18 protein-coding genes and 1 tRNA gene are annotated in these 24294 nt (G+C 50.3%); 2 read left to right on the top strand and 17 right to left on the bottom strand.

Annotated elements, in window-relative coordinates; genetic code table 11:
• Nucleotides 1-54: 54 nt before the first annotated feature.
• From TH19_RS18445 to TH19_RS18435, 3 genes are all read right to left on the bottom strand, one after another.
• A complete protein-coding gene (locus TH19_RS18445) occupies nt 55-4686 on the bottom strand; it encodes a CHASE domain-containing protein (protein WP_114103831.1) in 4632 nt (1543 codons plus the stop codon).
• 218 nt (nt 4687-4904) lie between these two features.
• The gene (locus TH19_RS18440; protein ID WP_147250792.1) at nt 4905-5843 is read right to left on the bottom strand and encodes a GGDEF domain-containing protein; all 939 of its coding nucleotides are present in this window, start codon (nt 5841-5843) and stop codon (nt 4905-4907) included.
• A gap of 296 nt (nt 5844-6139) precedes the next feature.
• Nucleotides 6140-6217: transfer RNA gene (locus tag TH19_RS18435), tRNA-Ile, on the bottom strand.
• A gap of 182 nt (nt 6218-6399) precedes the next feature.
• Between TH19_RS18435 and TH19_RS18430 the strand changes: the two genes are divergently transcribed.
• Nucleotides 6400-6654 carry a type II toxin-antitoxin system prevent-host-death family antitoxin gene (locus TH19_RS18430; protein ID WP_114103829.1) on the top strand — a complete coding sequence of 85 codons (255 nt, stop codon included), beginning with the start codon at nt 6400-6402 and terminating at the stop codon, nt 6652-6654.
• A gap of 47 nt (nt 6655-6701) precedes the next feature.
• Here the strand turns inward: TH19_RS18430 and TH19_RS18425 are convergent, their stop codons facing one another.
• The 13 genes from TH19_RS18425 to TH19_RS18365 form a co-directional block, all read right to left on the bottom strand.
• Entirely contained in the window at nt 6702-6989 is a 288-nt protein-coding gene (locus TH19_RS18425) for a type II toxin-antitoxin system TacA family antitoxin (RefSeq protein WP_114103828.1), read from the bottom strand.
• Between the two features lie 90 nt (nt 6990-7079).
• Nucleotides 7080-8633 (bottom strand): TniQ family protein, encoded by a 1554-nt coding sequence (locus TH19_RS18420; RefSeq protein ID WP_181846473.1) that lies wholly within the window; start codon nt 8631-8633, stop codon nt 7080-7082.
• Entirely contained in the window at nt 8620-9570 is a 951-nt protein-coding gene (locus TH19_RS18415; protein WP_181846472.1) for a TniB family NTP-binding protein, read from the bottom strand. The genes TH19_RS18420 and TH19_RS18415 overlap by 14 nt, the downstream gene beginning before the upstream one ends.
• Nucleotides 9563-11650 carry a Mu transposase C-terminal domain-containing protein gene (locus tag TH19_RS18410; RefSeq protein WP_114103825.1) on the bottom strand — a complete coding sequence of 696 codons (2088 nt, stop codon included), beginning with the start codon at nt 11648-11650 and terminating at the stop codon, nt 9563-9565. Before TH19_RS18410 ends, TH19_RS18415 begins: the two co-directional genes overlap by 8 nt.
• A complete protein-coding gene (locus TH19_RS18405; RefSeq protein ID WP_147250791.1) occupies nt 11647-12282 on the bottom strand; it encodes a TnsA endonuclease N-terminal domain-containing protein in 636 nt (211 codons plus the stop codon). The genes TH19_RS18410 and TH19_RS18405 overlap by 4 nt, the downstream gene beginning before the upstream one ends.
• A 1021-nt stretch (nt 12283-13303) precedes the next feature.
• A complete protein-coding gene (locus tag TH19_RS18400) occupies nt 13304-14299 on the bottom strand; it encodes an ABC transporter permease (RefSeq protein WP_114103880.1) in 996 nt (331 codons plus the stop codon).
• Between the two features lie 26 nt (nt 14300-14325).
• A complete protein-coding gene (locus TH19_RS18395) occupies nt 14326-15066 on the bottom strand; it encodes an ATP-binding cassette domain-containing protein (RefSeq protein ID WP_114103823.1) in 741 nt (246 codons plus the stop codon).
• A 64-nt stretch (nt 15067-15130) separates the two neighbouring features.
• Entirely contained in the window at nt 15131-16114 is a 984-nt protein-coding gene (locus TH19_RS18390; protein WP_114103822.1) for an ABC transporter permease, read from the bottom strand.
• A gap of 3 nt (nt 16115-16117) precedes the next feature.
• Nucleotides 16118-17635 carry a sugar ABC transporter ATP-binding protein gene (locus TH19_RS18385; RefSeq protein ID WP_114103821.1) on the bottom strand — a complete coding sequence of 506 codons (1518 nt, stop codon included), beginning with the start codon at nt 17633-17635 and terminating at the stop codon, nt 16118-16120.
• 99 nt (nt 17636-17734) lie between these two features.
• Nucleotides 17735-18682, bottom strand: coding sequence for a sugar-binding protein (locus tag TH19_RS18380; RefSeq protein WP_114103820.1), 948 nt, complete (start codon nt 18680-18682; stop codon nt 17735-17737).
• Nucleotides 18683-18816: 134 nt separating this feature from the next.
• Nucleotides 18817-19893 carry a Gfo/Idh/MocA family protein gene (locus TH19_RS18375; protein WP_114103819.1) on the bottom strand — a complete coding sequence of 359 codons (1077 nt, stop codon included), beginning with the start codon at nt 19891-19893 and terminating at the stop codon, nt 18817-18819.
• A gap of 12 nt (nt 19894-19905) precedes the next feature.
• A complete protein-coding gene (locus TH19_RS18370; protein ID WP_114103879.1) occupies nt 19906-20889 on the bottom strand; it encodes a substrate-binding domain-containing protein in 984 nt (327 codons plus the stop codon).
• Between the two features lie 48 nt (nt 20890-20937).
• Nucleotides 20938-21918, bottom strand: a complete 981-nt coding sequence (locus TH19_RS18365; RefSeq protein ID WP_114103818.1) for an NAD-dependent epimerase/dehydratase family protein — start codon at nt 21916-21918, stop codon at nt 20938-20940.
• 299 nt (nt 21919-22217) lie between these two features.
• On the opposite strand from TH19_RS18365, the gene TH19_RS18360 reads away from it, so the two are divergent.
• A complete protein-coding gene (locus TH19_RS18360) occupies nt 22218-23270 on the top strand; it encodes a LacI family DNA-binding transcriptional regulator (protein ID WP_220151762.1) in 1053 nt (350 codons plus the stop codon).
• Nucleotides 23271-23298: 28 nt separating this feature from the next.
• On the opposite strand, the gene TH19_RS18355 is transcribed toward TH19_RS18360, so the two are convergent.
• Nucleotides 23299-24270 (bottom strand): SMP-30/gluconolactonase/LRE family protein, encoded by a 972-nt coding sequence (locus TH19_RS18355; RefSeq protein ID WP_258548034.1) that lies wholly within the window; start codon nt 24268-24270, stop codon nt 23299-23301.
• Nucleotides 24271-24294: the final 24 nt, after the last annotated feature.

The raw sequence follows: 24294 nt of genomic DNA, 5'->3' as shown, positions 1-24294 counted from the left end.
CCGCAGCATGTTCAGTAGCTCGCTCTATCTAATTGTTAGAACTTATCTTTGACACTAATCAGCAAAAGCTTTTTCAATCACACTTGCTGTTTCTTCGACAAGTTTACTCAGATATTCAATTTGCTGTAGCAATTCACTAATACCCTGTTCTCTTGTCGTTTTTTCGAGGTTCCTTGCAAGATCAGCGACACGTTGCGCACCGATCTGAGACGATGAACCCTGCAAGATATGCAAGCTCCTTGCTGCCAAGTCAGTGTCGTTGTCGGCAACGCCATTCTGCACTTCGATGATCTGTTGCCGGACCTGAGGAGGGTATAATTCGGCTAGCCGTTTCAATAGCGGTTCATTGCCTCCGGCAAGATCCAAGGCATGATTACGATCCCAAATCGGAAGTTCAGAAGTGTCTTCTGGGATCGCCTTGCTCTCTGGCAATGAGATCACTTCTTGCGCAACGTCGGCAGCTATGATCACATCATTTTTACTGGCTCGGGCCGTGACCGGAATCGTGCTGCCATTGGCGTTTTCCGCTGCTTTCCGTACCCGCTGAATGAGTTGGCGCGGTTCAATTGGCTTTGTCAGAAAATCATTCATACCGGCAGCAAGCGCCAGCTTTCTTTCCTCAAGCAAAGCCCCGGCAGTCAGTGCTAAAACCGGCAGGGTGTGCAAGCCCAACTCCGTCCGAATACGTTTGGTCGTTTCGTACCCATCCATCCCCGGCATTTGTACATCCATCAGAACGACATCGAACTTTTCCGGTTGCGCACGAAGCAGGGCAAGACATTGTTCACCACTTTCGACCGCAGTCACAATTGCACCGGAATTTGATAGAAGATGGGTCGCAACCTCCAAGTTTAACTTGCTGTCGTCCACCACCAACGTTTTGATATCGGGCAGCCAGTTGGCATCTAGCGTTTCTGTGTTGGTAATTTCCAGAACGTGATCCTTACGGCCAGTGCGTGCAGAAACAATGTCGTTCACTGCATTGAACAACGTTGATCCATCAATGGGTTTTGTAATGATTTGATCTGCGAGATGTTTTGTGTCGATTTCTGCAATTTTCTCGCTATCGAATACCGATATCATCAAGGCAGCGGGCAGGTTGCTTTCACCTAATTGCTCAGCCAACCGGCTCAGTGCGGAGACGCCATCCAGCTCCGGTAATTGCCAGTCGACAATCAACACATCGGGAAGCACGATGTTCTCGGATACTCGACGGAGATATTCATCAACAAGCTCCGTACCTGTTGTCATTGCAACAGCGTCCCAGCCAAGCGATATGATCAAATTGGTTAATCTCAATCGCTCTGTTTCATTATCTTCAACCAGGAAGACCAGAAGAGAAGCTGATGATTTTTCCGGCGGATACAAGGTACCCTCGGCGACGCGCCGGAACGGCAATTCCACCCAAAACCTGCTGCCTTTTCCGTCTTCGCTGTCCAATCCAAGCCGCCCCCCCATCAAGGCAACAAATTGATTGACAATTGACAGGCCAAGCCCTGTACCCCCGAACTTTCGCGATGTCGAGCTGTCAGCCTGGGAGAATGGCTTAAACAGCTTCTCCTGCTTATCAATAGGCACACCAATACCAGTATCAATCACTGAAAATCTCAGGTTGACCGTATGATTACCCTCATTTCGCTCAGTTGGCAGCAGTTCTGCCCGAAGGGTTACAGAGCCCTTCTCCGTAAACTTGATAGCGTTCCCGACAAGATTGGTTAGAATCTGACCAAGGCGGTTGCTATCACCCAAAACCGTCTCTGGCAGGTTTTCTGCTATATCCACTTTGAATTCGAGATTGGCGACTGACGCCTGTGTCTCATAGATTGTAATTAGATCACCGATCTGATCTCGCGGCGAGAAAATGACCTCATCGAGTGCCATCTCGTTTGCCTCAATCTTTGAAAGATCAAGAACATTATTCACGATGCCAAGCAACGAACGGCCAGCAAGATTAATTTTGTTCAGAAAATCGCGTTGTTCGTCTGAAGCTTTTCCGTCGATCAGAAGGGTGGTCAGCCCTAAAATCGCATTTAGCGGTGTCCGAATTTCGTGGCTTATATTTGCCATGAACGCACCCTTGGCAACACTAGCCTGCTCAGCCGCCTCTTTCGCAACAGTCAACGTTTCTTTCGCTCTCAGCTCTTCGGTCAGGTCGCGGACTGACAATACAAGCAGGTACTTCTCTTCGAAATCGACAGCAGCCATTTGAACCTTTGCAGGAAAATCCGTCTTGTCTTTCCTTACAGCGTCCAGTTCCAAATTTTCTGCCGTAGAAACGTTAGCGGAGGTTTTCAAGTAGCTGTCGAAATCCTTCCGGAATTGAGCGATGCAATCATCCGCGATGAGGGCACCGCTCGGCAGCTCTGTCAACTCATCGAGTGTATAACCGAACAGGTCTGAAGTTCTCTGGTTCGCAAAAACAATGCGACCATCGTGATTGCAGACAATCATTGCCTCTGGTGCAGAGCCAAGAATGTCACGAAGCAATCCCTCCTGCGACCTTAACCTTTGGGTAGCTGCAATTTGACGTCGAATTAGCTGATCTCGCTGCCCTCTCTTCCAGCTAAAGAAATACGCCAGTACAGACAGCACACCAAAAATCGTTACCAGCGATACACTCAACAGAGCTGCTCGCAGGAAATCCGCTATGATGTCCCCCAGAGGCTTTGCATAAATCAGAGTGACTTCGCCCGGATTTTCATTGCCGTTTGGCGCAATTGTGCTGCTTGATGTTAACCATTCTGCACCTGAGTTATCCGTCCAGCCCTCCAAGCTCTCAGGAGCGCCATACGGCAAACCAGACTGTTGGAAAATATTGCGCCAACTTGGTGCTGACCAACGTTCGAACGCGAAACTCATCGCTGGGTCCGGATGAAGTAAAAAGTCATCCCTGACGTTCAAGATGAAGCTGGACACATCGCCACTTGTTAAGTGTGCTTCACTTAGAAAGTTACCCCAGTCCACATTGAGGATTACAATACCGAACCTTTCCCCTGACGCAGCAAAGATCGGAGTGAAAAAGCGAACAGTGGGTCGCTCGGGCTCCTCGATCTGACCGTTTTCCCGATTGAGTGTAACGTCCGAGGTCCACATAGAGCCCGGATTAAGTTGGTGACCCGTCTGCATATAAGGCTCTTGGCCCTTTTTCTGCAGGCGTTCTTCCGGCGCCGTTATGAGTTTACCATCCTGATACTCGACACGGACCAGTTCCTTGCCTTGGTTAGCGAACCCGATTACCCGTGCTTGAAAAACAGGCGAAGACGACAGCATGAATGCAGACAAGGAATTCTCGACTTGCTGCCTCCAGTCATCAAGTTCCTCTTCTGAGGCCAGCCCCTGTGCGACTTTTGTCCGAAATAAATCAGATGCCTCAATGCTGGCAGAGAGAAAGCGCAAAGCCAACTGGTAGTCTGCTATTTGATTTTGATAGCTTACTGTTGCTTCTGATGTCCGGGCTGTCAGTTGATCTGCAGTTTTCTGCCATTTGTTTTGCCAAATATACGCACAAGCTGTTCCGCTGACGACCGTTACAAATACGATAGCAAACAAAATTACGGATCTTGCAAGCGGGTCACGGACAAAAGATCGAAAACTGACATCTTGCCCGAGTTCGGTGCCCTCGTGCCCTTTCCGAGCAAGAAGATACCACCATGTCAATCCGGCGCTGGCTGCTGATAGCAGCATTCCGATCAGCCCCAAAGTCCATGCGCTCAGCAGGTTTAGAGATTGATAAAAAGAGGGGAGCGCGTTTACTTGCAGCATCCATTCACGACCAAGAACCTGTAAGCGGCGTGTTTCCGTTTGAGAGGTTATTGCCTTTTGTTCATGTGTGTCGGAGATGAAAAATGGATGGTCTTCTGCGCTGTCAGTCAGGGAAAGTCTAATATTTTCCAGTCCAACACCCAAATTCGCCAACACCTCGTCAACGACAAGGGGGGCGTAGGACCAGCCGATTGCGGCTTTCTGTCGCTCACTTGGATTATTTGTGGGGAAGTCGCCCTCGTACACGGGCAAAAGTATCAAGAATCCCCGACCAACCTTACCATCGGCCTGAACCAGCGTAATCGGCTCAGTGAGCCGAACATCACCGCTCAGGACAGCATCCATTGCAGCAGTTCTTCGGTTTGTTTCTGACGCAATATCCAATCCGGTTGCGCCTTCATTGCCAGCTTCCGGATAAATGTATTGAATGATAAAGCGATCACCGTCGTTTTGATTCAGCTCGCGGAGGGCGAAGTTGGGCCTTCCATCTGCCTGAGCAGCTTTCAAAAACTCTTCTAATCCCTCTGGTGGGACCAATCTGATGAAGCCAAAACCGCGTGCTCCGGGGAACTCTCGCTGGTTTTCGCGGCTTGCAATATATCGTTCAATAACACCACGATTAAGACGATCCGGCCAGGTTGCGAGGATTGTGCCTCTCATGCCGCGCAGGCCATATTCATAAAGCTCAAACCTGTTTTTGACTGAGCTCTCTGCGAGATTTGTTATTTCCTCAAGTTGACCAGAGACGGCTTTTTCATTGCTGACATTCCAGTACCAGCTTGTCGCAATCGTTATCAGCAAACCGAAGGCGAATACGATTGAAGGCAAAACGATTATGCTACCACGTTTTGCCTTGCTCTTTGTAACTTCAGGCTTGCCTTCTGCGACATCTTCGCCCGCAGCTTCCTGGAATCTGTGAACCAACGCTCGTCCCCCGGGTTTGTGACTCAGATTATGTTAGGAGGAATACGTTTACAAACAAGGGTTGCAATTGAATCCGCGGGAAAATTTTTCTTGTAATCACATACTCTTGGCAGGCTATCGCTCACGGCACCTTTGATTAACACAGGCACAAGAGACACGGCAAAGAAGCTTAAGCTGCAATCGCAGAGCCAACGAAACGAATAACCTTGCGGGCAAGGTTATTCAATAACGGCGCAATTGCGACCTGCTTCCTTTGCCTTGTAAAGAAGCTCGTCGGCTTTCATATAGATTGCGCTGCCAGAAATGGGTTGATTGGTGCCATCTAACGTTGTTCCCCCAATGCTGATGGTTACCTTGCCGTCGATACCATCAATATGAGAAAGAGCAAGTTCAGACACGTGCATGGACACGCTTTGGGCAATAGCAATCAAGCTATCTTTATCTGTGTTGGGAAAGATGAAAGCAAACTCTTCGCCCCCGACCCGTGCCACAAGGTCGCCCGCCCTGCGTGCCGAGAGCGTTAATGCCTTCGCGATTTTTTTCAGGCATTCATCACCTTGAGAGTGGCCATAATGATCGTTGTATTGCTTGAACCTGTCGACATCGATCAGCAGTAAAGATAATGGCGTATTTGTCCGGGCTGCCCGGCTACATTCATTTTCCAATGTTTGATCGAAACATCTCCGATTTGCGATACCCGTCAACCCGTCACTCATCGAGAGCAGGCGCAGCTGACGTGCCTGTGCTTGCATAATCAAATGGTTACGAACGCGAGCCAGCACGATTTTTGCAACAAATGGTTTCACAATGAAATCTGTTGCGCCAAGATCAAGGGCATCGACTTCCATTTTGTCGCCGATGCGAGCTGTCACAATAATGACAGAGATGTGCGACGTATCCGGTGAAGACTTAATTGCTTTGCAAGCTTCCAGCCCCCCCATTCCGGGCATTTCGACATCCAGCAATACGACATCATATGCATCTGTCTCAAGCGCTTTAAGCGCTGCTTCGCCGGATGAAACTACTGTGACATCTGCAATCTGCTCAAGAATTGCTCCAAGGAATTCCCCCATCATAGGATCGTCATCTGCTACGAGGACCTTGTTCTGTTGGTTGGAACCAGAAACAAGGTTTGGAAAATCTGATCCTGTAGACACTCTGGGAAATCTCCGGGGAAGGAGGGGAACCTTGCTACATCAGCATGGTAAGGCTTTAGATATTGTGACTACAAATCTTAAAGTCAATTCTCACTCAGATAGCTTTCATATTACAACAACTCAGAATGATTTGTGCCAGTCACTGTAAACCAGATGGCACAACATAGATCATCTTGATAACTTCAGGCTATATCCGCATGCACTCTGGCACTCGACAATCCCGAATTATGACAATTCGGCTTGAACCGAGTAACAGACACAGTTGCGATTAAGCACTTGCAGATTTTGGGAGGAGGTGGTGGGCCCGGCGAGACTTGAACTCGCAACCAGACCGTTATGAGCGGTCGGCTCTAACCAAATTGAGCTACAGGCCCTACATAAGACTTTACGCTGTCTGAACAAGCGCCCTATGCAGCTCGCGAAACTAGCGATTTTTCGTTGTTGGTCAAGCGCAATATCGATCATACTTTGCACGATGGTCAATCGGGCACGACATGTCGGACTGGTGAGCTGAGAAAGCGTCTTGGTATCGCCAAAATCACGGAGGGCTCTACCGATGACCGAAACATTGATTCCACTTGAGCACGCGGCAAACAATCTCCCCAAGGTCTTAAAAACAGCTCGGTCAGGACCAGTGATTATAACAGCTGATGGACGTCCCACTCATGTCGTGATGACCATTGATCGCTATCAAGATTTGTCGGCAGGGAACCAAACACTAGCCAAGCTTTTCTACTATCCGGGTGCAGAGGAAATCGAATTTGAACCTGAAAAGCTCGACATCGAGCCTAAAACTCAGGACCGCGAATAAAGTTCGTTTAGCTTGTGATCTGCCTATCCGATTAACCAACGAGCTTGTTACTCAATGATGGTTTTGTGTGCAAATAGCTCCTTCAAAGCGTCATTTGGTTCCGGTGGGTGATCAAGAGCTGCCAAGAACTCCGAAGCCTTGTCCTTGTCCAGCGAGAACACCGTTTGGCCCGCTAAATCTCGCGTCGCCTGCATTATTGAGGCCTGAATGATATACTCTACAACGCTCTCGGTTCCCGCAAGTTTCATCGCTTGACGGATAACCAATTCCTCATCCACCTGCAGCTGGACAGTTACTTGACCAAACAAGCTTGAAGTTTCATTTTCTTCGCTCATCGAATACCTCTCCCCACAAATGTGAAATGCCAGAGTTCATTCGGAACTTCCAACTTTTTCAAAACAGTAGTGACCAATGAAAAATTCCCTCTAAGATAGAGAAGGGTACCAGCTCTTGAGCTGAAATCTACTCAAGTGAAAACAGTTCAGCGAGCTTTCATTGTCCTTTTGCCGTCGATAAAGCTTCAAAGTGCCCTCACCAACTGCATGAAACAAACTGCAATAACTGACGCCTTGCTTGTTAAAAGCTGCAACGGCCTCAGATAAACTCAATGACTGTTTCACTCCAGATATCGGCTGAGCTAAAGCTCGAAGATCATTCAACCATTCATCGACTGCCTTTCGGTCATAGTACCACTGCGGCCATCCGTCCTTCTGAGGTGAATGGAATGGTTTAAGCACGTTTCCAACGCTCAGGCTGTATAGAGCATGCAAAGATATGCCGAGCTCCTCGCTGAGCTGCCGTCTCCCAACCAGGCGCTGCTTGACCTCTGCGTATTCTCGAACACTATCTCTATGAACGCAGGCAACATCTCCATAGCTGGTGCGAAACACTCTGCTCTGCAAGAAGCCGCGGTCGACAAGTCGCGTAAACTCTTGGCGCCCGACCCTCAACTGTTTACGCGCAACAAAACCCGGAATGTAGCGCCTTCGATCGCGGACTTTCAGGACAGCAGGATTTCCTCTTCCTGTTAACAAGTACCCGTCCAGCCTCTCGTTCATGTAATCCTGAAGACCATCAAATAGAAAGTGCAGCCGTTTCTGCGCCTCGACCAAACATTTGTAGTACCCTCCAAACATCCAATGCATTGCAATTGCTCCACCCGGGGCATCCTTCCCCGCACAGATACCATCGAGAAACTTGAAATATCCACTGGGCCAATCACGAAGCGCCCCTGCAACATGCTCCATTTTCTCAGGCGTCAACTCTGGCATGAAATCCAAATATCCACGATCGACCACACTACCTTCACGCCATGTTCGGCTTCCCAAAAATGAGATGGTCTGTATCAATGAATAGAGGTCACTGTCCTCAAGTTGCCGAGGAAAGCCGTGTTTACTCACGTCAAAGCCACTACCCAAGAACTTGTTAGAAACTAGCTGCATCAATCCAAGAACTGAATCAGAACATTTCTCTCCACTTCCTCGATACCCACACCCCGGCAGGCAGGGGAGTAATCGCCCTCTATTGAAGACAACTGGCTCATTGCAAGATGGGCACTTTGTTCGCAATTTTTCTCCATGCTCTGGACAATGCGTAACGACCTTGAGGTCCCACAAACCTGAAACGAAACCTTTTTCATGCAAACATGTGAAACAGACACGTTCATTTGGACCTTGGAGAAAGCGCCTCGGAATAATTTCGCCCATTGAGAGCATAACATGTGAGTGGTTTCCGTTGGCACTCGCATAATAGCAGAGCGATTTCATTTCTGCTGATGATACCCCGATAATCTTAGCTAGACCGTTCAAGCTCCTACTCATTCTTGCTAAGGAGTCATCCTTAACGTCAACACGTGCCAAATTACCAATCCAAGACATTTGGGGATACCTGTTAAGCTCAGCGATTCTGGTCAGATAACCTATCAGGCTCTCGTTTTGAATGGGCGGCGATTGGAAAAGCAGAGTTTTAGAGGATGTCACGATAGATATCCTTTCCTCTGCTTTGCCCTGTCAAAGAGCTTCGTCTTCCGGGACGGATTGTCGCTTGACCAACCTCGAATTCCACACCTCCTAGCTCCTGAACTGCACTGTGAAGATGTCGAAAATGCAAAGTGTCCTCACCTTCGATCAAAGCCATTTCCGCGGCGTGATGCACCGTTCGCATCATATATCCGAGAAGCCCTTTGTTTTCGGTAACAACATACTTAATTGCTTTTGGGTCATTGAGAGCTGAAAGCTCCGGCTTCGGAAGCGGCAAGTGCTTGTTAAGCATGTGAAAGAACAGGAATACGGACTTGCGGCTTTCATCTGTCTCAACATCGAACGGCAATATGCCAATCTTTCCGTTTCGCCTGGTCTCAAGCTGAGGATTTACGGCAAATATATTGTGAACCTCAGGTAACCCGGCAAATACGATTGGTTTGCGCAATATCTCAACTTGAGTTTTCAACCAGTCTGCTGCGTCGTACTGCCGCTTCGCACTTCCTCTGTTTGTCAAATGCTGAAATTCATCAAAGATCAACATCTCAACACCTGTACGATCAATATAGTCTTTGATCCTGAGCTCCATGTCCTGCCGCGTGCCTTTAACGCTCGAAAGGTCCCCGAGTGCCATCAACATGCTTGCCGCAAGGTTCTTCACAGTGCAGTTTTCAGGCACAATAATGAACAAGACCTTCTTGAACTTCCCCTCCTTGTTATGAAGCTTGCAGTAATCTTCAATAATGGAGGTCTTACCAGCTCCTGTTTCACCAACCATTGTGAGAATCCCCGGACGGGCAGCATGGCGCCCGGACTGGTGGAAATTGGCAATCTTGGTCAATGCCCCCTGAAACGCGTCATGTGCAATCCTGCGGTCGCGAAATGCGGCGATTTTGACAGCCTGCTTTGCGGTAAGGCGCCTTTCGAACTCATTCATTAGCTTCACCCTCATCAAGACGCTGCATGCCTGCTCGAGAAGTTTTCCAACCTCGTCGCTTTAATTCTTCCTCAAGTTCCTCAGGCGACTGAAATGGTGAAGTAAATTCAGCATCTGGGATGACGTCTTCACTATCGTCGATGAACTGATTGGAAGCGAGCAGCGGGCCATTATCGTTGCCAGCCTTTTTCTCCTCGTTACGAACCCGGTTCGCAGCCTTACGTTTCCGCTTTTGTCCGCTTTGAATGATGTCTTCAGCTACGTCGAACAGTGACTGGCGGACTTCAAGAAATTCATCCTCAGCCGATCTTCGCAGATCTAAGTCTTGCTTGAGCATTGCCCTACGGACAAGGCGATGACGCCAAATCGATAGTTGTGACGCATAAGTCTCGTAGATACATTTGACTGGAAGGAAAATTTTCGCATGTGGATCCTCGACGAAGATCGTCGACAAGTCCTCGGGATCAAATTTGACGCGAACATCCGGGTTAGCCGGCTTCCCCGATACATTTTGCATCAGACGCTGCCTAAGCAATTGCAAGGCTTCTGACTGATAGCTCAATCCCATGATCTTGACGCCAGCCCTAGTCAATTTTCTGGCCTTCATCTTAAATAGCAACACAGTTAAGTCTTGCTGATCGGAAATGAAGCGAACTGGATGTTTCTGCACGCCATCCTGCCATTTCTTTAGCGGAAGCTGATCCAGCGTCGAGTGAGTTGTAAGAGCGTAGTCATCGACGATGAATTTAGTTAGCAGGAACTCTAGATCCTCAATCGTCAGACAAGCTGCCTTCTCAGACTGATAGTCTCCTCTCTGTCGAGGATCGGAGAATGTGGTGCCTGGCAGGGTGTGGATCAGCTTGGAATTTAACGTCCCGAAGAAACGTTCAACTGCTCCCTTGTAGTGAGGTGTCCGAGCCGGGTTGTACTCCAAAGAAACGCCTAGTTGGCTGCAACTATCTTGCAAATCTTGCGAGTGGAATTCCAAACCATTGTCGAGCACCAAAGTGTCCATCAAGCCAAAACACGGCCAGTCTGAAGAGAACTTGGCGTCTATTACGGTACCCGGCTGACCTTTGATCTGTGACAACACGTGATTGAGATAATCCGCTTTTGGCAAGATTGCATGCTTCAAGCAATGCATCACCGCAACATAGCTCGGCGCTTCAAAGCTAATGTAGAACCCAACAGGCATGCGGCTGAATAGATCCAAGGCCAATGTTAACCATGGCCTCCCTATAACCTTCCCCGTCTGTAGTACGAGGATCATGTCCATCAGGTGGTGATCGACCTGGACAACCTGCAGCGGAAATCTCGCGACGACGCCCGCTCCGATAGGGGCAAAAACTTTGTCAGCTTCTTTTCGCCCTTTCTGAGCCTCCTTCACTTCGTAGGGATTTAGGCCTGCAAGAAAACGATAGATACTTCGCGCAGAAGGTATATGCATGCGCCCAGCTTCTGGATGAAGCTTGTTCTCTTTTACCAACCGGCCTTTAAACAACCTGAAAACGCTGAGTTTTGTCTTTGGTGTACGGATGAGGTAGTGGTCTTCAATAACTTCCTGAAGTATTTCAAATGATCGGTTGCATAGAGATGACTGCCGTCGTCCCTTCACATGGTGCCGCGGAAGGAGAGCTGTAATGTTCCGCCCGCCCTTGATCCAGGCATCATACCACCTCCAAATTGCCCGGAAACTTGGGGGTACAGTAATACCAGACAGCTGTGCATCTCGGATTACGTCATTTATTGCAGTTGTTACGTTGCTTTCGAAAAGGTGCTCGTCCACTTTTTCGACGTAACTCAGCCGTTCTCGGGCAACTGCCTTATCCCGCTCATTAAATGCATCAAACCGCTTTTCATGCTGATCTTTCACATTGATCGACGTTTCAGGAACTTGCTGATCTATCGAAGCCGCACCGTCGATAATCTTTCTGACCAACTCATGTGTGGATATCAAACGAGGCTCCCCTGTTTGACAACAGGTTAGGTTCAGTTCCCCTCCCTCGGTATGACATGTGACTTTGTAAACCGACTCCTCCAATCGAATTCGTGTGTTCATTGGGATATGAATCGATGTCATTGCTCCGCCTCCTCGAAAAACCAGACGAGGCTGTCCTCAGTAATCGGCTGGTGGAGATCGACACAAAGTTTACCCTCAGCGATGTAAGGCAACACGGCTTCCAAAGCTTCATCCGCGCTAATTTTTCGAGCAAGCTCTCGAATGGTAATGCGCTCTTTTCCTTCAAATGCACGCGCAATCGCGATGACGGAATATAATGTTCCCCCCAGAAGCCGATAGGGCTGCAATAGCTTGACGTTTGAGAGCAAAGGTTCCGGGCGAATTTGATCTTCAGTCCATACTTCGAAGGAATATCCCTTTTCGCGAAGCAGATCTCGTATCACCTCGAACCGATCGAATATTCCGGACTTGATGAGCTTACTGTTTGGCTTCACTTCGATAATCTTGCGGCCTGTCCGGGTTTTCACCTCAATATCGGGATAGTAGGTTTTTACCTTGCCATAATGCTCGTACATCAGCCCAAAAGGTTGGGACCAGTAGGCTTCCACTTCCGGCAAAATGTCCAAGACCCGCATACAGTCCCGCTCGAGCTGGGACTCCCACGGAACGTGGCGTTTGTTCTTTCCACTAAAAAAACGACCGACAACACGGCCTTTACTCGGGGTTACAACCCGACGTGCTGGTTCACGCATATTTCTCTCCTCAGGCTGAATTTAGGCAAAGTGATCCTGTGGCGTGCTTGACACGCAGTGCTTGCCTGAGGGGAAGGAAACGTGCTAAAGGAGAGACTTCTCACATCTTATCGCGTTAGCGACGTAACCAACCGTCTCAGACATTCTGGGGCGGTTTTTGCGTTTTGGGCCTCATGAGTTGTTTTCGTTGGAAAGAATGTTTCCGACTGACCACCTAAAGGTCAAGCCCCCCATACCAAGAGTACTTCCTCTGTTCAGAAATAAGGTCTCGAACATCGTGGTATTGTGGTGCTCCCAAAAAGATGTTCAAGCGAGGGCCTAATACAATGTAAAATTTGCAAAATGAAAATACAGGGACCAATACCCAGCAAATTCTCATGCCAATGGCCGAGGGTAACACAATGTTTTTTGTGTAATTCCCTCTCCTCTAAGCTCTCTAATAATACTTCAAAATCGAATCTTATCTTGTCGAGTAGAAAGCCAAATTAGATTAAATTATTTTTCTGACCGCATCAGATCTTTCGGCTTCGAAACTATTACCTGCTCGGCCTCGAGTTGGGACTCGACAGCTAACATTCAAGCAAGGCTTCATGTTTGAAGTCGAATGATTGCGTTGGAAGTGTTTTCTACGAACTTAACGCCTGATGGAATAGCTGACTATTCGCAGCTTTTGAACAGACTGTACGTGTGAGATAGCGCCTGCAGTATCACAGAACACTTCGTCAAGTGGGAAACGGGTCTATTCAAAAGAAAAGCTATCCCGAACAGTACGCCTCACCAGAGTCTGCATGCGACCAGTGTCATCTTTTCTGGCAAGATTGTCAGCTTTTCTGGCGAAAATGTCAGCTTTTCTGGCACGTGACTGTCACGTGCCACAAAAGCTGACATTCGACATACAGCAAAATCAAATACTTAGAATTTCCGATTGCCACATAAGTTGACACGGATTGACACATAAGCTGACAAAAAGCTGCAGGATTGACAGAAAAGGCGACATTTCTCTAATAGCACTTTTGTAAGTCTACGACCTTCTCTGCCTAAAGCGATCAAATGCCACGGCTATCACAATAAACGATCCGACAAACGTTCCCTGCCAGAACGTGCTGATACCAAGTAAAATAAGGCTGTTGCGGATCACTTCAATCAACAAAGCACCGACCACGGCACCAAACGCAGTGCCACCACCACCCGCAAGATTGGCACCGCCAATGACAGCGGCGGCAATGACGGTCAACTCCATCGCCTGACCAAGATTGGTCGTAACCCCACCGAGCCAGCCAACTTCCAGGACCCCGGTAATACCTGCCATCAGGGCCGAAAACATATAAACGCTGACTTTGATGCGCGCGACGGGAATACCGGTCAGAACCGCTGCGTTTTCGTTACCGCCAATCGCGAACAAATGCTGGCCCCAACGTAAATGCCTAAACGCGAACGCCGTCAGGCACGCCAGAATCACCATGATGATCAACGGATGCGGAAGACCAAGCGTCGAACCGCCCCCAAGCCAAAGCAAGAAGTCGTGATCCGGCCCGAACTCATAGATCATCTTGTTATCAGAAAGCACCATTGCCAGACTGCGCGCAACCGACAGCATGCCAAGCGTCACCACGAATGGCGGCATTTTCGCATAGGCAATCAGCACGCCATTAACCGCCCCGACAAGCAACGAGATGCCAAGTGCGGCAATACAACCGAGCCAAAACGGCATTCCTGCGGACATGATGACGCTGACAGTCATCGCAGAGATCACCAGCGTAGAGCCAACAGAAAGGTCAATCCCGCCGGAGGCAATAACCGCCGTCATGCCAAGCGCAATGATCCCGACAAACGCAAAATTGCGGGTGACATTGAACAGGTTGCGCTCTGTTGCGAAACTGTCGGTAAGGATCGTCAATGCCAGGCAGGCAAAAACAGCCGCCATAAACACCCAAAAAATCTGCTGGCTTGTGATCCGCGCGATCAGCCCGTGGTGCTGAGAACGATTGATGACTTCAGCAAGAGTCGGCGTTGCCATGTTCATTGTTCCTTTTTCATGTCCACTCATGCGTGCTCAATCGCGCCAGTAATCAGGCCCGTAATTTCTTCTGGCGAAGACTGCGATGCTTTTTTGTCTGCAACAAGTTCGCCGCGCCTTAGGACAACAACCTTGTCTGCGACCTCAAAGACATCGGGCATTCGGTGGCTGATCAGAACGACGGCGATACCGTGATCACTAAGCTGCCGGATAAGATTGAGGACTTCCGCCACCTGCCGAACGGAGATCGCAGCCGTTGGCTCGTCCATCAAGACGATCTTGGCATCGCTCAAAAGGGTTCGTGCGATTGCAACGGCCTGACGCTGCCCGCCGGACATTTTGTGCACCAGATCACGGGGACGGGTTTCCGATTTCAAGCGCGCAAACAGTTCGGCGGATTTGCTGCGCATGAAGGCATAATCAACAACCTTGATCGGCCCTATCCTGCGGGTCGGTTCACGCCCCAAAAATACGTTCGATGCTGCACTCAGATTGTTGCAAATCGCCAGATCCTGATAAACGACCTCGATACCGGCTTTCTGTGCATCCAACGGTTTGTTAAACGCCACTTTCTTATCGGAAATAAGGATATCGCCCGACGTCGGGGCAAAGTTGCCCGCAATCACCTTGACCAAGGTGGATTTCCCCGCACCGTTATCGCCCATAAGTCCGACAACTTCGCCCGGCGCAATGGCAAGTGACACGCTATCAAGTGCCTGTATGGCGCCATAACGTTTGGATATATTTTTAAGTTCAAGCACATTCATGAACACCCCCCATATCTGCTGATCCACCTAATGTGGTAACAAGCAGACGGTTTTCTTTTGTGGTTTATGGCTTTTGCAGCAAACCCAGCGCCCTTTCGGTATTTCTTCTGGTGCGATAGGCTGCAAATTGCTGATCCGCCAGAACACCCAGCAAAATCACCGCCCCCATCACTGCGAAGTTCAGCGAAGACGGAATTCCGAGCAGATTGACAAGGTTTTGAAGTTCCTGGAGCAATACCGCACCCAGAACAATGCCAATGACCGATCCTTCTCCGCCACGAAGCGAACATCCCCCAAGCACCGCTGCAGCAATTGCATAAAGCTCATAGAAATTGCCATGCGAAGACGGTTGCACGGACTTTGTGAACATTGCGAAATAGATCGCCGCAATGGAGGCCAGAACCGCGCAAATGACATATGCGGCAATTGTAACGAAGCGGGTATTTATCCCTGAGAACCGTGCTGCTTCTTCGTTTTTCCCAACCGCACACAGGTGCCGCCCAAATACGGTATGGTGCAGCACAACCCACATCACAGCCGCAACAATCAGCATGGCAATAAAGGAATGGGGAACCCCAAAACTCCGCCCAATTGTCAACCATTCCAACTGGGGATAGCTCGAACCGAACGGGAACCCGGCTGTAGACTCTGCTGTGTACCCCCTGGCAATGCCGCGATAGATCAAAAGACCACATAGCGTGACAACAAATGGTTGCAACCTAAATCGGGTGATCAAAATCCCGTGGGCCAACCCGATCAGCACGCCCAGACCTATTGTAATCGCAACAGCTATTGGCCATGCGACATCAAATTTCCCGACCATATCGACAAACAAAACCCCCAGAAGGGCAATCACTGAACCGACCGAAAGATCAATACCACCGGTCATAATGACGAAGCCCTGTCCGATCGCAAAAAGACCAAACAAACCAATAAGGTTCGCGGTATTTCCAAGGTTGATCGGCGACAGGAATAACGGGTTCTGCATGTAAACGATTGCACCAACCACAATAATCAGCACGCCAAGACCGATATCTTTTTTTTGCATTGTTCAGGCCTCTTCCAGCACTTTGCCAACGGCAAGATTGAGCACGTTGCTTTCGGAAAATTTCAATCTGGGCAATTCCCCTGTGATCACGCCGTCTTTCATGACGACAATGCGGTCAGACACTCCGATCACCTCTTCCATGTCGCTCGATATCATCATCACCCCAACTCCGCGATCCGCCAGCGATCGCATTAATCCATAAATCTCGGCTTTCGCCCCCACATCAATGCCGCGCGTGGGTTCATCGAAAATGATGACCTTCGGATTCATCGACAACCATTTCGCCAGAACGACTTTTTGCTGGTTTCCACCAGACATCTCGTTGGCTGCACGGCGCACATCCTGGGTCTTGATTGACAGGGCCACCCGTTGCGCTTCCGCGACCTCGATCTGCCTCTCCCGCGAGACCAGCCCGCGCGAAGTGAAGGCTGGAAGGTTGGCCATTGTGACGTTTTCCAAAGTCGGGAACTCCAGAATCAGCCCGGCCCGTTTGCGATCTTCCGGCACCAGATAGAGCCCGGCTGCGATTGCATCCGCAGGGCTATTTACCTTCACCTCAAGGCCGTCAATCAGCACCTTGCCGCCGAGCTTTTCCCCCACGCCAAAGATCACTTCCGCCAATTCCGTCCGACCGGCACCGATGAGCCCGGCGACACCAAGAATTTCGCCAGCCTTCAACTCGAAGCTGGCCGGACGGTCCGGTTTGCCTTTGGTCGAAAGGTCTTTGACTTCAAGCACAGGTCGGGTCGCAGCGACCGCGGGTGGCGTATAAAGCGCCTTGAGCTCCCGCCCGATCATCATGCGGATCATCGCGTCGTGCGTAACTTCATCGCGTTCAAGGGCACCAACTTTATGCCCGTCTCGCAGCACGACTGCACGATCCACGCATTCTTCAACCTCGCTTAGCCGATGGGAAATATAAACGACCGCAATTCCTTGCGCTTTCAGATCGGCAATGACCTTCAACAACATGTTGGTTTCGGAAAGCGTAAGGCTGGAAGTCGGCTCGTCCATGATGACAAGCCTTGCATTCATCGATAACGCCTTTGCGATTTCAAGCAGCTGACGTTCTGCCAGTGACAAGGATGAAACCGGCGTATCCGGTTTGAACCGTGCACCGACAAGATCCAGCAGCGGCTTTGCCAAGTCCTGCATTGCCCGATGATCGGTCAGACGGAACGGCCCGCGAACTTTCTCACGGCCAAGAAAGATGTTAGCCGTCACATCCATGTTATCAAAAACATTCAGTTCCTGATGAACAAACGCGATCCCTGCTTGCTGGGACTGTTTGACGTCAAACGCATCATACTCTTGACCATCAAGAATAATTTTCCCGGATGTCGGCGCAATCAGCCCACCGAGAATCTTCATAAGGGTTGATTTACCAGCCCCGTTTTCACCAAGAAGTCCAACAACTTCGCCAGCTTTGATCTGCAATGAAACATCATTAAGGGCCACCACACCGGGATAAACCTTGGTGACACCTTCAAGTCGCAGATCAAGCCCATGCACTGCACTCATATATTCGGCTCCCCAATGTCCATTCGACATCGTTGGAAAGGTGCGAGCAGGCGCACTCGCAGATTTCACACGCCCGCTCGCTAGGCAGGGGGAAGAAAATTACCCGCCTATTCTTTCCTTAACGACAGCCTCGAACTCATCGACATTGGATTTGTCGATCACCTGGGTCGGCACGATGATCAAGCCATCTGCGGGCACCTTCGACATATCGCCCTCAAGATAATCCGCCATCAGGTGCATGCCCTGATACCCCCACTGGTACGGGTCCTGAACAACAGTGCCAGCAAAGCTGCCCTCACGAACCGCGCCAAGCGTTACAGGGTCTTCATCAAAGGCAATAACGGTCACCTGCCCCAATTTGCCAGCAGCCTGCAATGCTTCGTAAATTTTCGGCGGGTTGTAGGAATAGAACCCGACCATGCAATCAATGTCGGGATTTGCCGCAAGCACGTCATCGACGTTTGATCGCGCACGCGCAAAATCAACATCATCACCACGCACATCGACAAGCTCGATACCGCTGCCTTCAACCGCCTGACGGAAACCGGCGATACGCTCAATCGCGTTGTCGGCGCCAAGGAACCCGACAAAGCCCATGCATTTCCCACCGTTTGGTAGTGCTTTCACGGCAATTTCACCAGCCTGCACGCCAGCGGCAGTGTTGGATGATCCAAGATAGGCGATGCGATCACTTTGCGGGGCATCACTGTCGGTGGTAAAGAGCGGCACCTGGGCCGCAATGCGATTGAACGCATCAATAGAGTTCTTTGGATCGGCAGACGAAATCATGATCGCATCAGTCCCCCCGGCAACCAAATCATCCATCAGCGCATTCTGAAGTGCTGCCGTTCCCTGTGCAGGATACCGGAACTGCAGCTCATATTCGGGGAGTTCTGCCTGTGCGGCCTCGACCCCTGCTTCTGCCAGTTTCCAAAAGTCCGAAGCAGCATTCACCACGAATGCAAGCTGCTGCTTTTCTTGTGCGAACGCCCCGCCAGCCAGAACCATTGACAGACCGAGGGTTGCGAATGTTGTTGCAAATTTCATGCGTTTAATCCTCCCGATTAACAATCCGCACGACTGTATTTATAAATTATCTGTGCGGCTCATAATTAATAATATCATTAATAATTATGGATCAAGCGTTTTTCACCCCCGGTTGCGTAAGTTGATGGTTTTAATCACAGATTGGCCCACGTTTTTTGCTCTTCGCTCGCAAAAACCGCGTCAAGAACACGCATGGAGGCAATCGAATCCTCGATGCCGTATGGCAAACCTCTTCCTGTCAGAATGGCCTGCGCAAACATTTCCGCCTGTTCGGTATACTGATCACACGCAGGCACGATCTCGCAGCCAGCCAGACTGCCATCCAGGCTCTCGCCCGCATCGATAATCAGGGCGGTTTCTTTATCTGCCGGCGCATTGTAGGGGATCATGATTTCGGCCCGCGCCTTCGTGCCAAACACATTCAAGGTCTGATACGGGCACAGTTGCGTCGAAACCATGAATGACAATTGCCGACCGCCGCCGAAGTCCGCAACCACACTCGCCATCCGATCGGTTTTGAATACGGGATCTCGATCGATCAGGGCCATGACGCGCACCGGCTCGTCTTCGAACAAAAAACGGCCCGCCGTGATCGGATAGCAACCGATATCCATGACGGCACCGCCGCCGGCCTCTGGCCTGTTGCGGATATCCTGAGCATCATCGTTAAAGTAACTGAATGCCGCCTGGATCGCCCTGACCTCACCAAGCTCGCCGCTTCTGACCATCTCGCGCACACGTATCCATTGCGGGTGGTAGCGCACCATAAAGGCCTCTGCGACCAGCACATTTTTCGGACACGCGCGTAGCCGTTCTGCATCGCGTGCATTTAGTCCGATGGGCTTTTCACACAGCACATGCTTACCCGCCTGTGCTGCAGCCAGCGTCCAGTCGACATGCATATGGTTTGGCAACGGGTTGTAAATCGCATCAATTTCCGGATCAGCAATCAACGCCTCGTAAGACGCATAAGACTTCTGAATTCCAAGGTCATTGGCCACCCTCGCCGATCGCCCCGCATTGCGCGATGCAATCCCCAGCACATTCGACGAGGGTGATTTTTTGATTGCCGGAATAACTTTCTCCACGCCGATATTGGCCGTCGAAAGAATGCCCCAGTTGATTTTTGTTTTTGTCACGTTGTCTTCGGCCCTGTGTAAGTCCGGATAAAAATCGAGCCGGATCCGATCAACAAATCCGGCCCAGTTCATCAAGGATTGGTATTAGTTATCCGCGCAAAAGCCCGGATCCGACTGATTGCAAACATCCAGTCCCGTATAGAGTGGATCATCTACCTTTTTGCCATTGATCAGTTCGATCATCACGTCAGGTGCCCGATACCCCATCTCAAACGGACGCTGACCGACCTGCGCATGACTGCGCCCGTCGCGGAATGCCTGGGTTTGCGGAGGAAGCGTATCGCCCGCAACCAGGATCAGTTCCTTGGATTTCAGCCGATCCATGACCTGATCGGTAACCTGGGCATAGGCTTGCGGCGCAAACTGTGCCCAGCCGCCAATCAGAATAAAGGCATCAAGATCGGGATTTGCCGTGAAGGTGTCGGCCATCTGCTGGTTAGCAAGATCGACCTGGTCATTGGTAAAGACCGGACACCCTTCAATTTCCGTCCAGCCATTGCTGTTCGCAAGGCGCTCCGTGCCCTTAGTCCCTGAAATCGTGTCGCGGAAGCCAGAAGCACGCGCGTTGATATTGTCCGCCGCAACGTTCCCCAACTGCAAACATACCGATCCCCCATCCGGTTTAAGCATCATGGCTTCTTCGGCCATTTTGACACCCATCAGATAGTTGTCAGTCCCCAGATAGGTCGCACGCAAGTCGCGATCTTTTTCAAGGAAATCGGCATCAATCGTCATCACTGGCACATTCGGGTTGATCTGACGAATTCGGTTTGCCATCGCCGGCGCATTTGACGGCGAAATTGCGATTGCGGCAACACCGCGGGTCAACAGATCATCGACGATCTGAACCTCGCCAGCCTCATCAGCACTGGATGCGGGCCCGGTGTACAAACACTCGTATTCAGAGTCCATGTTCTCCGACATCCACTTCTGACAACCCAGGTTGATTTGCTCGAAGAACGGGTTATCCAAGCCTTTCACCACAATAGCCAATGTCTTTTTCCCATCGGCATTTGCAGTGCTAACACCTGTCGCAAGAATGAGCGCAGATGTGAGAGTTAGTAACATTTTATGTTTCACGTTTAGCTCTCCCTAGTTGGTCTGGCCCGGAATTGATTACCCCGGATACCAGATTTTCCGAGGATCGCTCGGGCTTCTTTCATATGCCCAGGCCCGCTCGATCATCTCCTCGAAATCTACTTGCGGCCGCCAACCTAAGGCGTGCCGCGCCTTTGTGTTATCAAGCCAGTTGCTATGAAACGGCGTAGGTATTTCGACAGCTTCCATGTCACGCGTTCGCGCAAGATATTCGGCGACCTGCGCGTAATCGACCGGCTCGTCCATCGCGATGTTGAAAAGTTCCTGCATTGCACCGGCATGATCCAAAACGGCCATAAGCGCCATAACCAGATCATCCACATGCACAAAGTTACGCTTAAGAGATGCGCCCGTTCTGTCACGCATGAGCGGGACAAAATCCCCCCTGGCAAGGCGCATCGCCTTGTCTGCACCTATCAAGTCGCTCCAGGCAGGCCCGCCAAATTGCTCCTCGCCAAATGACAGGGCATATTTGAAATCATCTTTTTCCATGATCCAGGGCGCACGCAGCACTGTACCGTTCAGGCCGTACTGAATTTGATATTGCTCGATCATGACTTCCTCGAGCACTTTGGTCAGCGCGTAACAACCGCTATAGGCCTTCCGCGGCGAGACTTCATTAATCGGCGCGGAATATTCTTTGAAGATATGCCCGACCGTACAATCCCCGCTGATCAGAACGAACTGCTTCAGGGTTGACGACTGACGCGCCGCCTCAAGCAGTAAAAACATGCCCTTGATTGCGACATCAATAACCAGATCCGGGCTTTCTTTCACGGCCGCCATATGAAGAACGTGCGTCACGCCGTCCATCGCGTGCGCAACAGCTTGCGGATCAGAAAGCGAGCCGGAGACAACTTCAACTCTATCCCCCGCATCGAGTCCACGATTATGGCAAAGCGCCACAACCTTCGCAGACGCATAGCGGTCGTCATCAAGAAATGCTGTTAGAAAAGCCCTACCGACCTTTCCCGTCGCACCGGTGACTAAAATCTTCATTAATCCCCCTCCCTATTGAATTAATAATATTAATTAATAATATTTAGTCAAGAGACCTTCAGCATGGTGATCGAATCAATGTCGCGTTTCGATCATTAATAATTCTTCCGCCGCCGCGCCTAGACGGGTTGTTTTGAAGAAGCTGAAAAGGTATTACCAATATCGAATTGGTGCGGCATGCATGTGCCGAACCATTCAACTCGCAGAATTAACAGCACTTTGAACCGCAGTTTTCGGGTCATCTGACTCAACCGTCGCCAAAGATTGTTTGGGCCAAAGACCAAAGGCAGATCGAATTCATGTCGCAAAAGAAACATTACGGTGGCAAAAACCGGCCCACGATGATGGATGTTGCCTCGATGGCCGGCGTATCCCAGGCTACGGTATCGCTGGTGCTGAATGGCAGCCCTGCCAAATTGACCGAAGCGACGCGGCAGCGTGTCATCGATTCGGCCAGCAAACTTGGCTATCAGCTCGTGCGTCGGGACAGCCAGGTACCGCCCAGCAACAAAGCGCGTTCGACAATCATATTCATAGCAGACGAAATCAGCACCGACCCGTGGATGGCACTTGCCTTTGAAGGCGCCCATAACAAGGCTCTTGAGTACGGAATCAATGTTTGCCTTGCAGTCAGCCACGGGAACGCATTGATCGAGGCAAGTATCGTCAACCAGATGGCGGACTCGAATGTTATCGGATTTATCTATGGTACGATTCTGACCCGTCTGGTTGAGTTGCCGGTGGAATTTTCGAAGAATCCCACTGTTCTGGTCAATTGCTATGACAGTACCCGCACCCTTCCGTCTGTCCTGCCCGGCGACCTTCTGGGGGGGCGGGCTGCGGCAGAACGATTGATACATGCCGGCCGCAAACGCATTGCCATCATCAACGGCCAAAAAGGTGTCGACGCATCGCGTGATCGCCTCAAAGGTTACCGGCAAGCACTTACAAGTAACGATATTCCCTTTGACCCGACCCTTGTGCGATCAGGAAACTGGGAACCATCAACCGGTTATTCCATGACTCATGAGCTAATGGCCCTCGACAATCCGCCAGACGCAATTTTCTGCGCCAATGATTTGATGGCACTTGGCTGTTATGACGCCCTGCGCGAACTGGGGAAAAGCATCCCGGACGATGTCGCCGTGATCGGCTTTGACGATCGCGAAATTGCCCAGCACACGCACCCTGCCCTGACGACCCTGGTTCTCCCGCAATATGAAATGGGGGAAATAGGGGCAGAGATGTTGATCGACAGTATCGGCGGCCTGCTTGCGACCCCGAACCAGATCAAAGTCGAATGCCAGATGGTTGAACGCGATTCTGTTGAGGCACCACCAAAAAACGCATAGGCGCACCACCTCGCCTTTGCCGGGTTTGCTATCGGAACATCACGTGACTATTGACATGAATTGCATAAAGGCTTGTAGTTGCAGTAATCAGCAACTCGTTCCCGCGCGCACCGCCAAACGTTAGATTTGAGACTGTTTCGGGAACAAATATTTTACCAAGCAATGTCCCGTCCGCGGCAAAACAGTGAACCCCGTCCTTCGCGGAACACCAGATATTGCCATAGCAATCTACACGCAGCCCATCGGGCAACCCATCGTCAATTCTTGCGAAATCACGTCCATTCTCCAATCTGTTCTCGCCTGTAACATCGTAAACACGAATGACTGACGGGATTTTGTCATCATGGCTACTGCCGGACTCAGCGATATAAAGCAGTTTCTCATCATTGGAGAACGCAAGACCGTTCGGCTGGGTGAAATCCCGCGCCACACTCGTTACAATTCCGGTTTCCGGGTCAAGGCAGAAGACATTGTTGTATTCCTGTTCCGGCGTTGCCTTGTAACCTTCATAGTCCGATAAAATCCCGTATGTCGGATCGGTAAACCAGATCGTTCCGTCTGTTTTGGCGATAACATCGTTGGGTGAATTGAGCCTGTTTCCCTGAAATTCGGCGACCAAAGTTGTAATTTCCCCATTATGTTCGGTACGGGTAACCGATCTTGTCCCATGCTGACAGGTGATTAACCGACCAAGCCTGTCGACAGTATTGCCATTGGCAAAATCCGACCTGTCCCGAAACACATTGACCGATCCGTCGCACATCCAGCGATAAATCCTCTGGTTCGGAATATCCGAAAACAAAAGGCACTGATGAGCCGGAAACCATACAGGACCTTCCGTCCATAAATGCCCGCCGGACAGTTTCCTGAGACGTACATTAGCCAGAACAAGATCGCGAAACCGACAGTCCAGAACCTGATAGGGCTCGAACATACCGATCACATCACCAAATTTATCTGCGGCACTGCTAGCCAAGAGACATTCCTTTGCCAAATTCAATTTGTAACAAGAAAGCAGTGTCTG

It is taken from the genome of Thalassospira profundimaris (assembly GCF_003326675.1).
Taxonomy (GTDB): domain Bacteria; phylum Pseudomonadota; class Alphaproteobacteria; order Rhodospirillales; family Thalassospiraceae; genus Thalassospira; species Thalassospira aquimaris.
This window is presented reverse-complemented; position numbering and strand designations above follow the sequence as displayed.

Excerpts from the sequence above, each read along its gene's own strand:
- TH19_RS18370 (WP_114103879.1), bottom strand. The coding sequence starts at position 20,889 with ATGTTACTAACTCTCACATCTGCGCTCATTCTTGCGACAGGTGTTAGC.
- TH19_RS18405 (WP_147250791.1), bottom strand. The coding sequence starts at position 12,282 with ATGCGTGAACCAGCACGTCGGGTTGTAACCCCGAGTAAAGGCCGTGTT.
- TH19_RS18375 (WP_114103819.1), bottom strand. The coding sequence starts at position 19,893 with ATGAACTGGGCCGGATTTGTTGATCGGATCCGGCTCGATTTTTATCCG.
- TH19_RS18415 (WP_181846472.1), bottom strand. The coding sequence starts at position 9,570 with ATGAATGAGTTCGAAAGGCGCCTTACCGCAAAGCAGGCTGTCAAAATC.
- TH19_RS18365 (WP_114103818.1), bottom strand. The coding sequence starts at position 21,918 with ATGAAGATTTTAGTCACCGGTGCGACGGGAAAGGTCGGTAGGGCTTTT.
- TH19_RS18390 (WP_114103822.1), bottom strand. The coding sequence starts at position 16,114 with ATGCAAAAAAAAGATATCGGTCTTGGCGTGCTGATTATTGTGGTTGGT.
- TH19_RS18430 (WP_114103829.1), top strand. The coding sequence starts at position 6,400 with ATGACCGAAACATTGATTCCACTTGAGCACGCGGCAAACAATCTCCCC.
- TH19_RS18380 (WP_114103820.1), bottom strand. The coding sequence starts at position 18,682 with ATGAAATTTGCAACAACATTCGCAACCCTCGGTCTGTCAATGGTTCTG.
- TH19_RS18385 (WP_114103821.1), bottom strand. The coding sequence starts at position 17,635 with ATGAGTGCAGTGCATGGGCTTGATCTGCGACTTGAAGGTGTCACCAAG.
- TH19_RS18360 (WP_220151762.1), top strand. The coding sequence starts at position 22,218 with ATGTCGCAAAAGAAACATTACGGTGGCAAAAACCGGCCCACGATGATG.
- TH19_RS18395 (WP_114103823.1), bottom strand. The coding sequence starts at position 15,066 with ATGAATGTGCTTGAACTTAAAAATATATCCAAACGTTATGGCGCCATA.
- TH19_RS18410 (WP_114103825.1), bottom strand. The coding sequence starts at position 11,650 with ATGACATCGATTCATATCCCAATGAACACACGAATTCGATTGGAGGAG.
- TH19_RS18400 (WP_114103880.1), bottom strand. The coding sequence starts at position 14,299 with ATGGCAACGCCGACTCTTGCTGAAGTCATCAATCGTTCTCAGCACCAC.
- TH19_RS18425 (WP_114103828.1), bottom strand. The coding sequence starts at position 6,989 with ATGAGCGAAGAAAATGAAACTTCAAGCTTGTTTGGTCAAGTAACTGTC.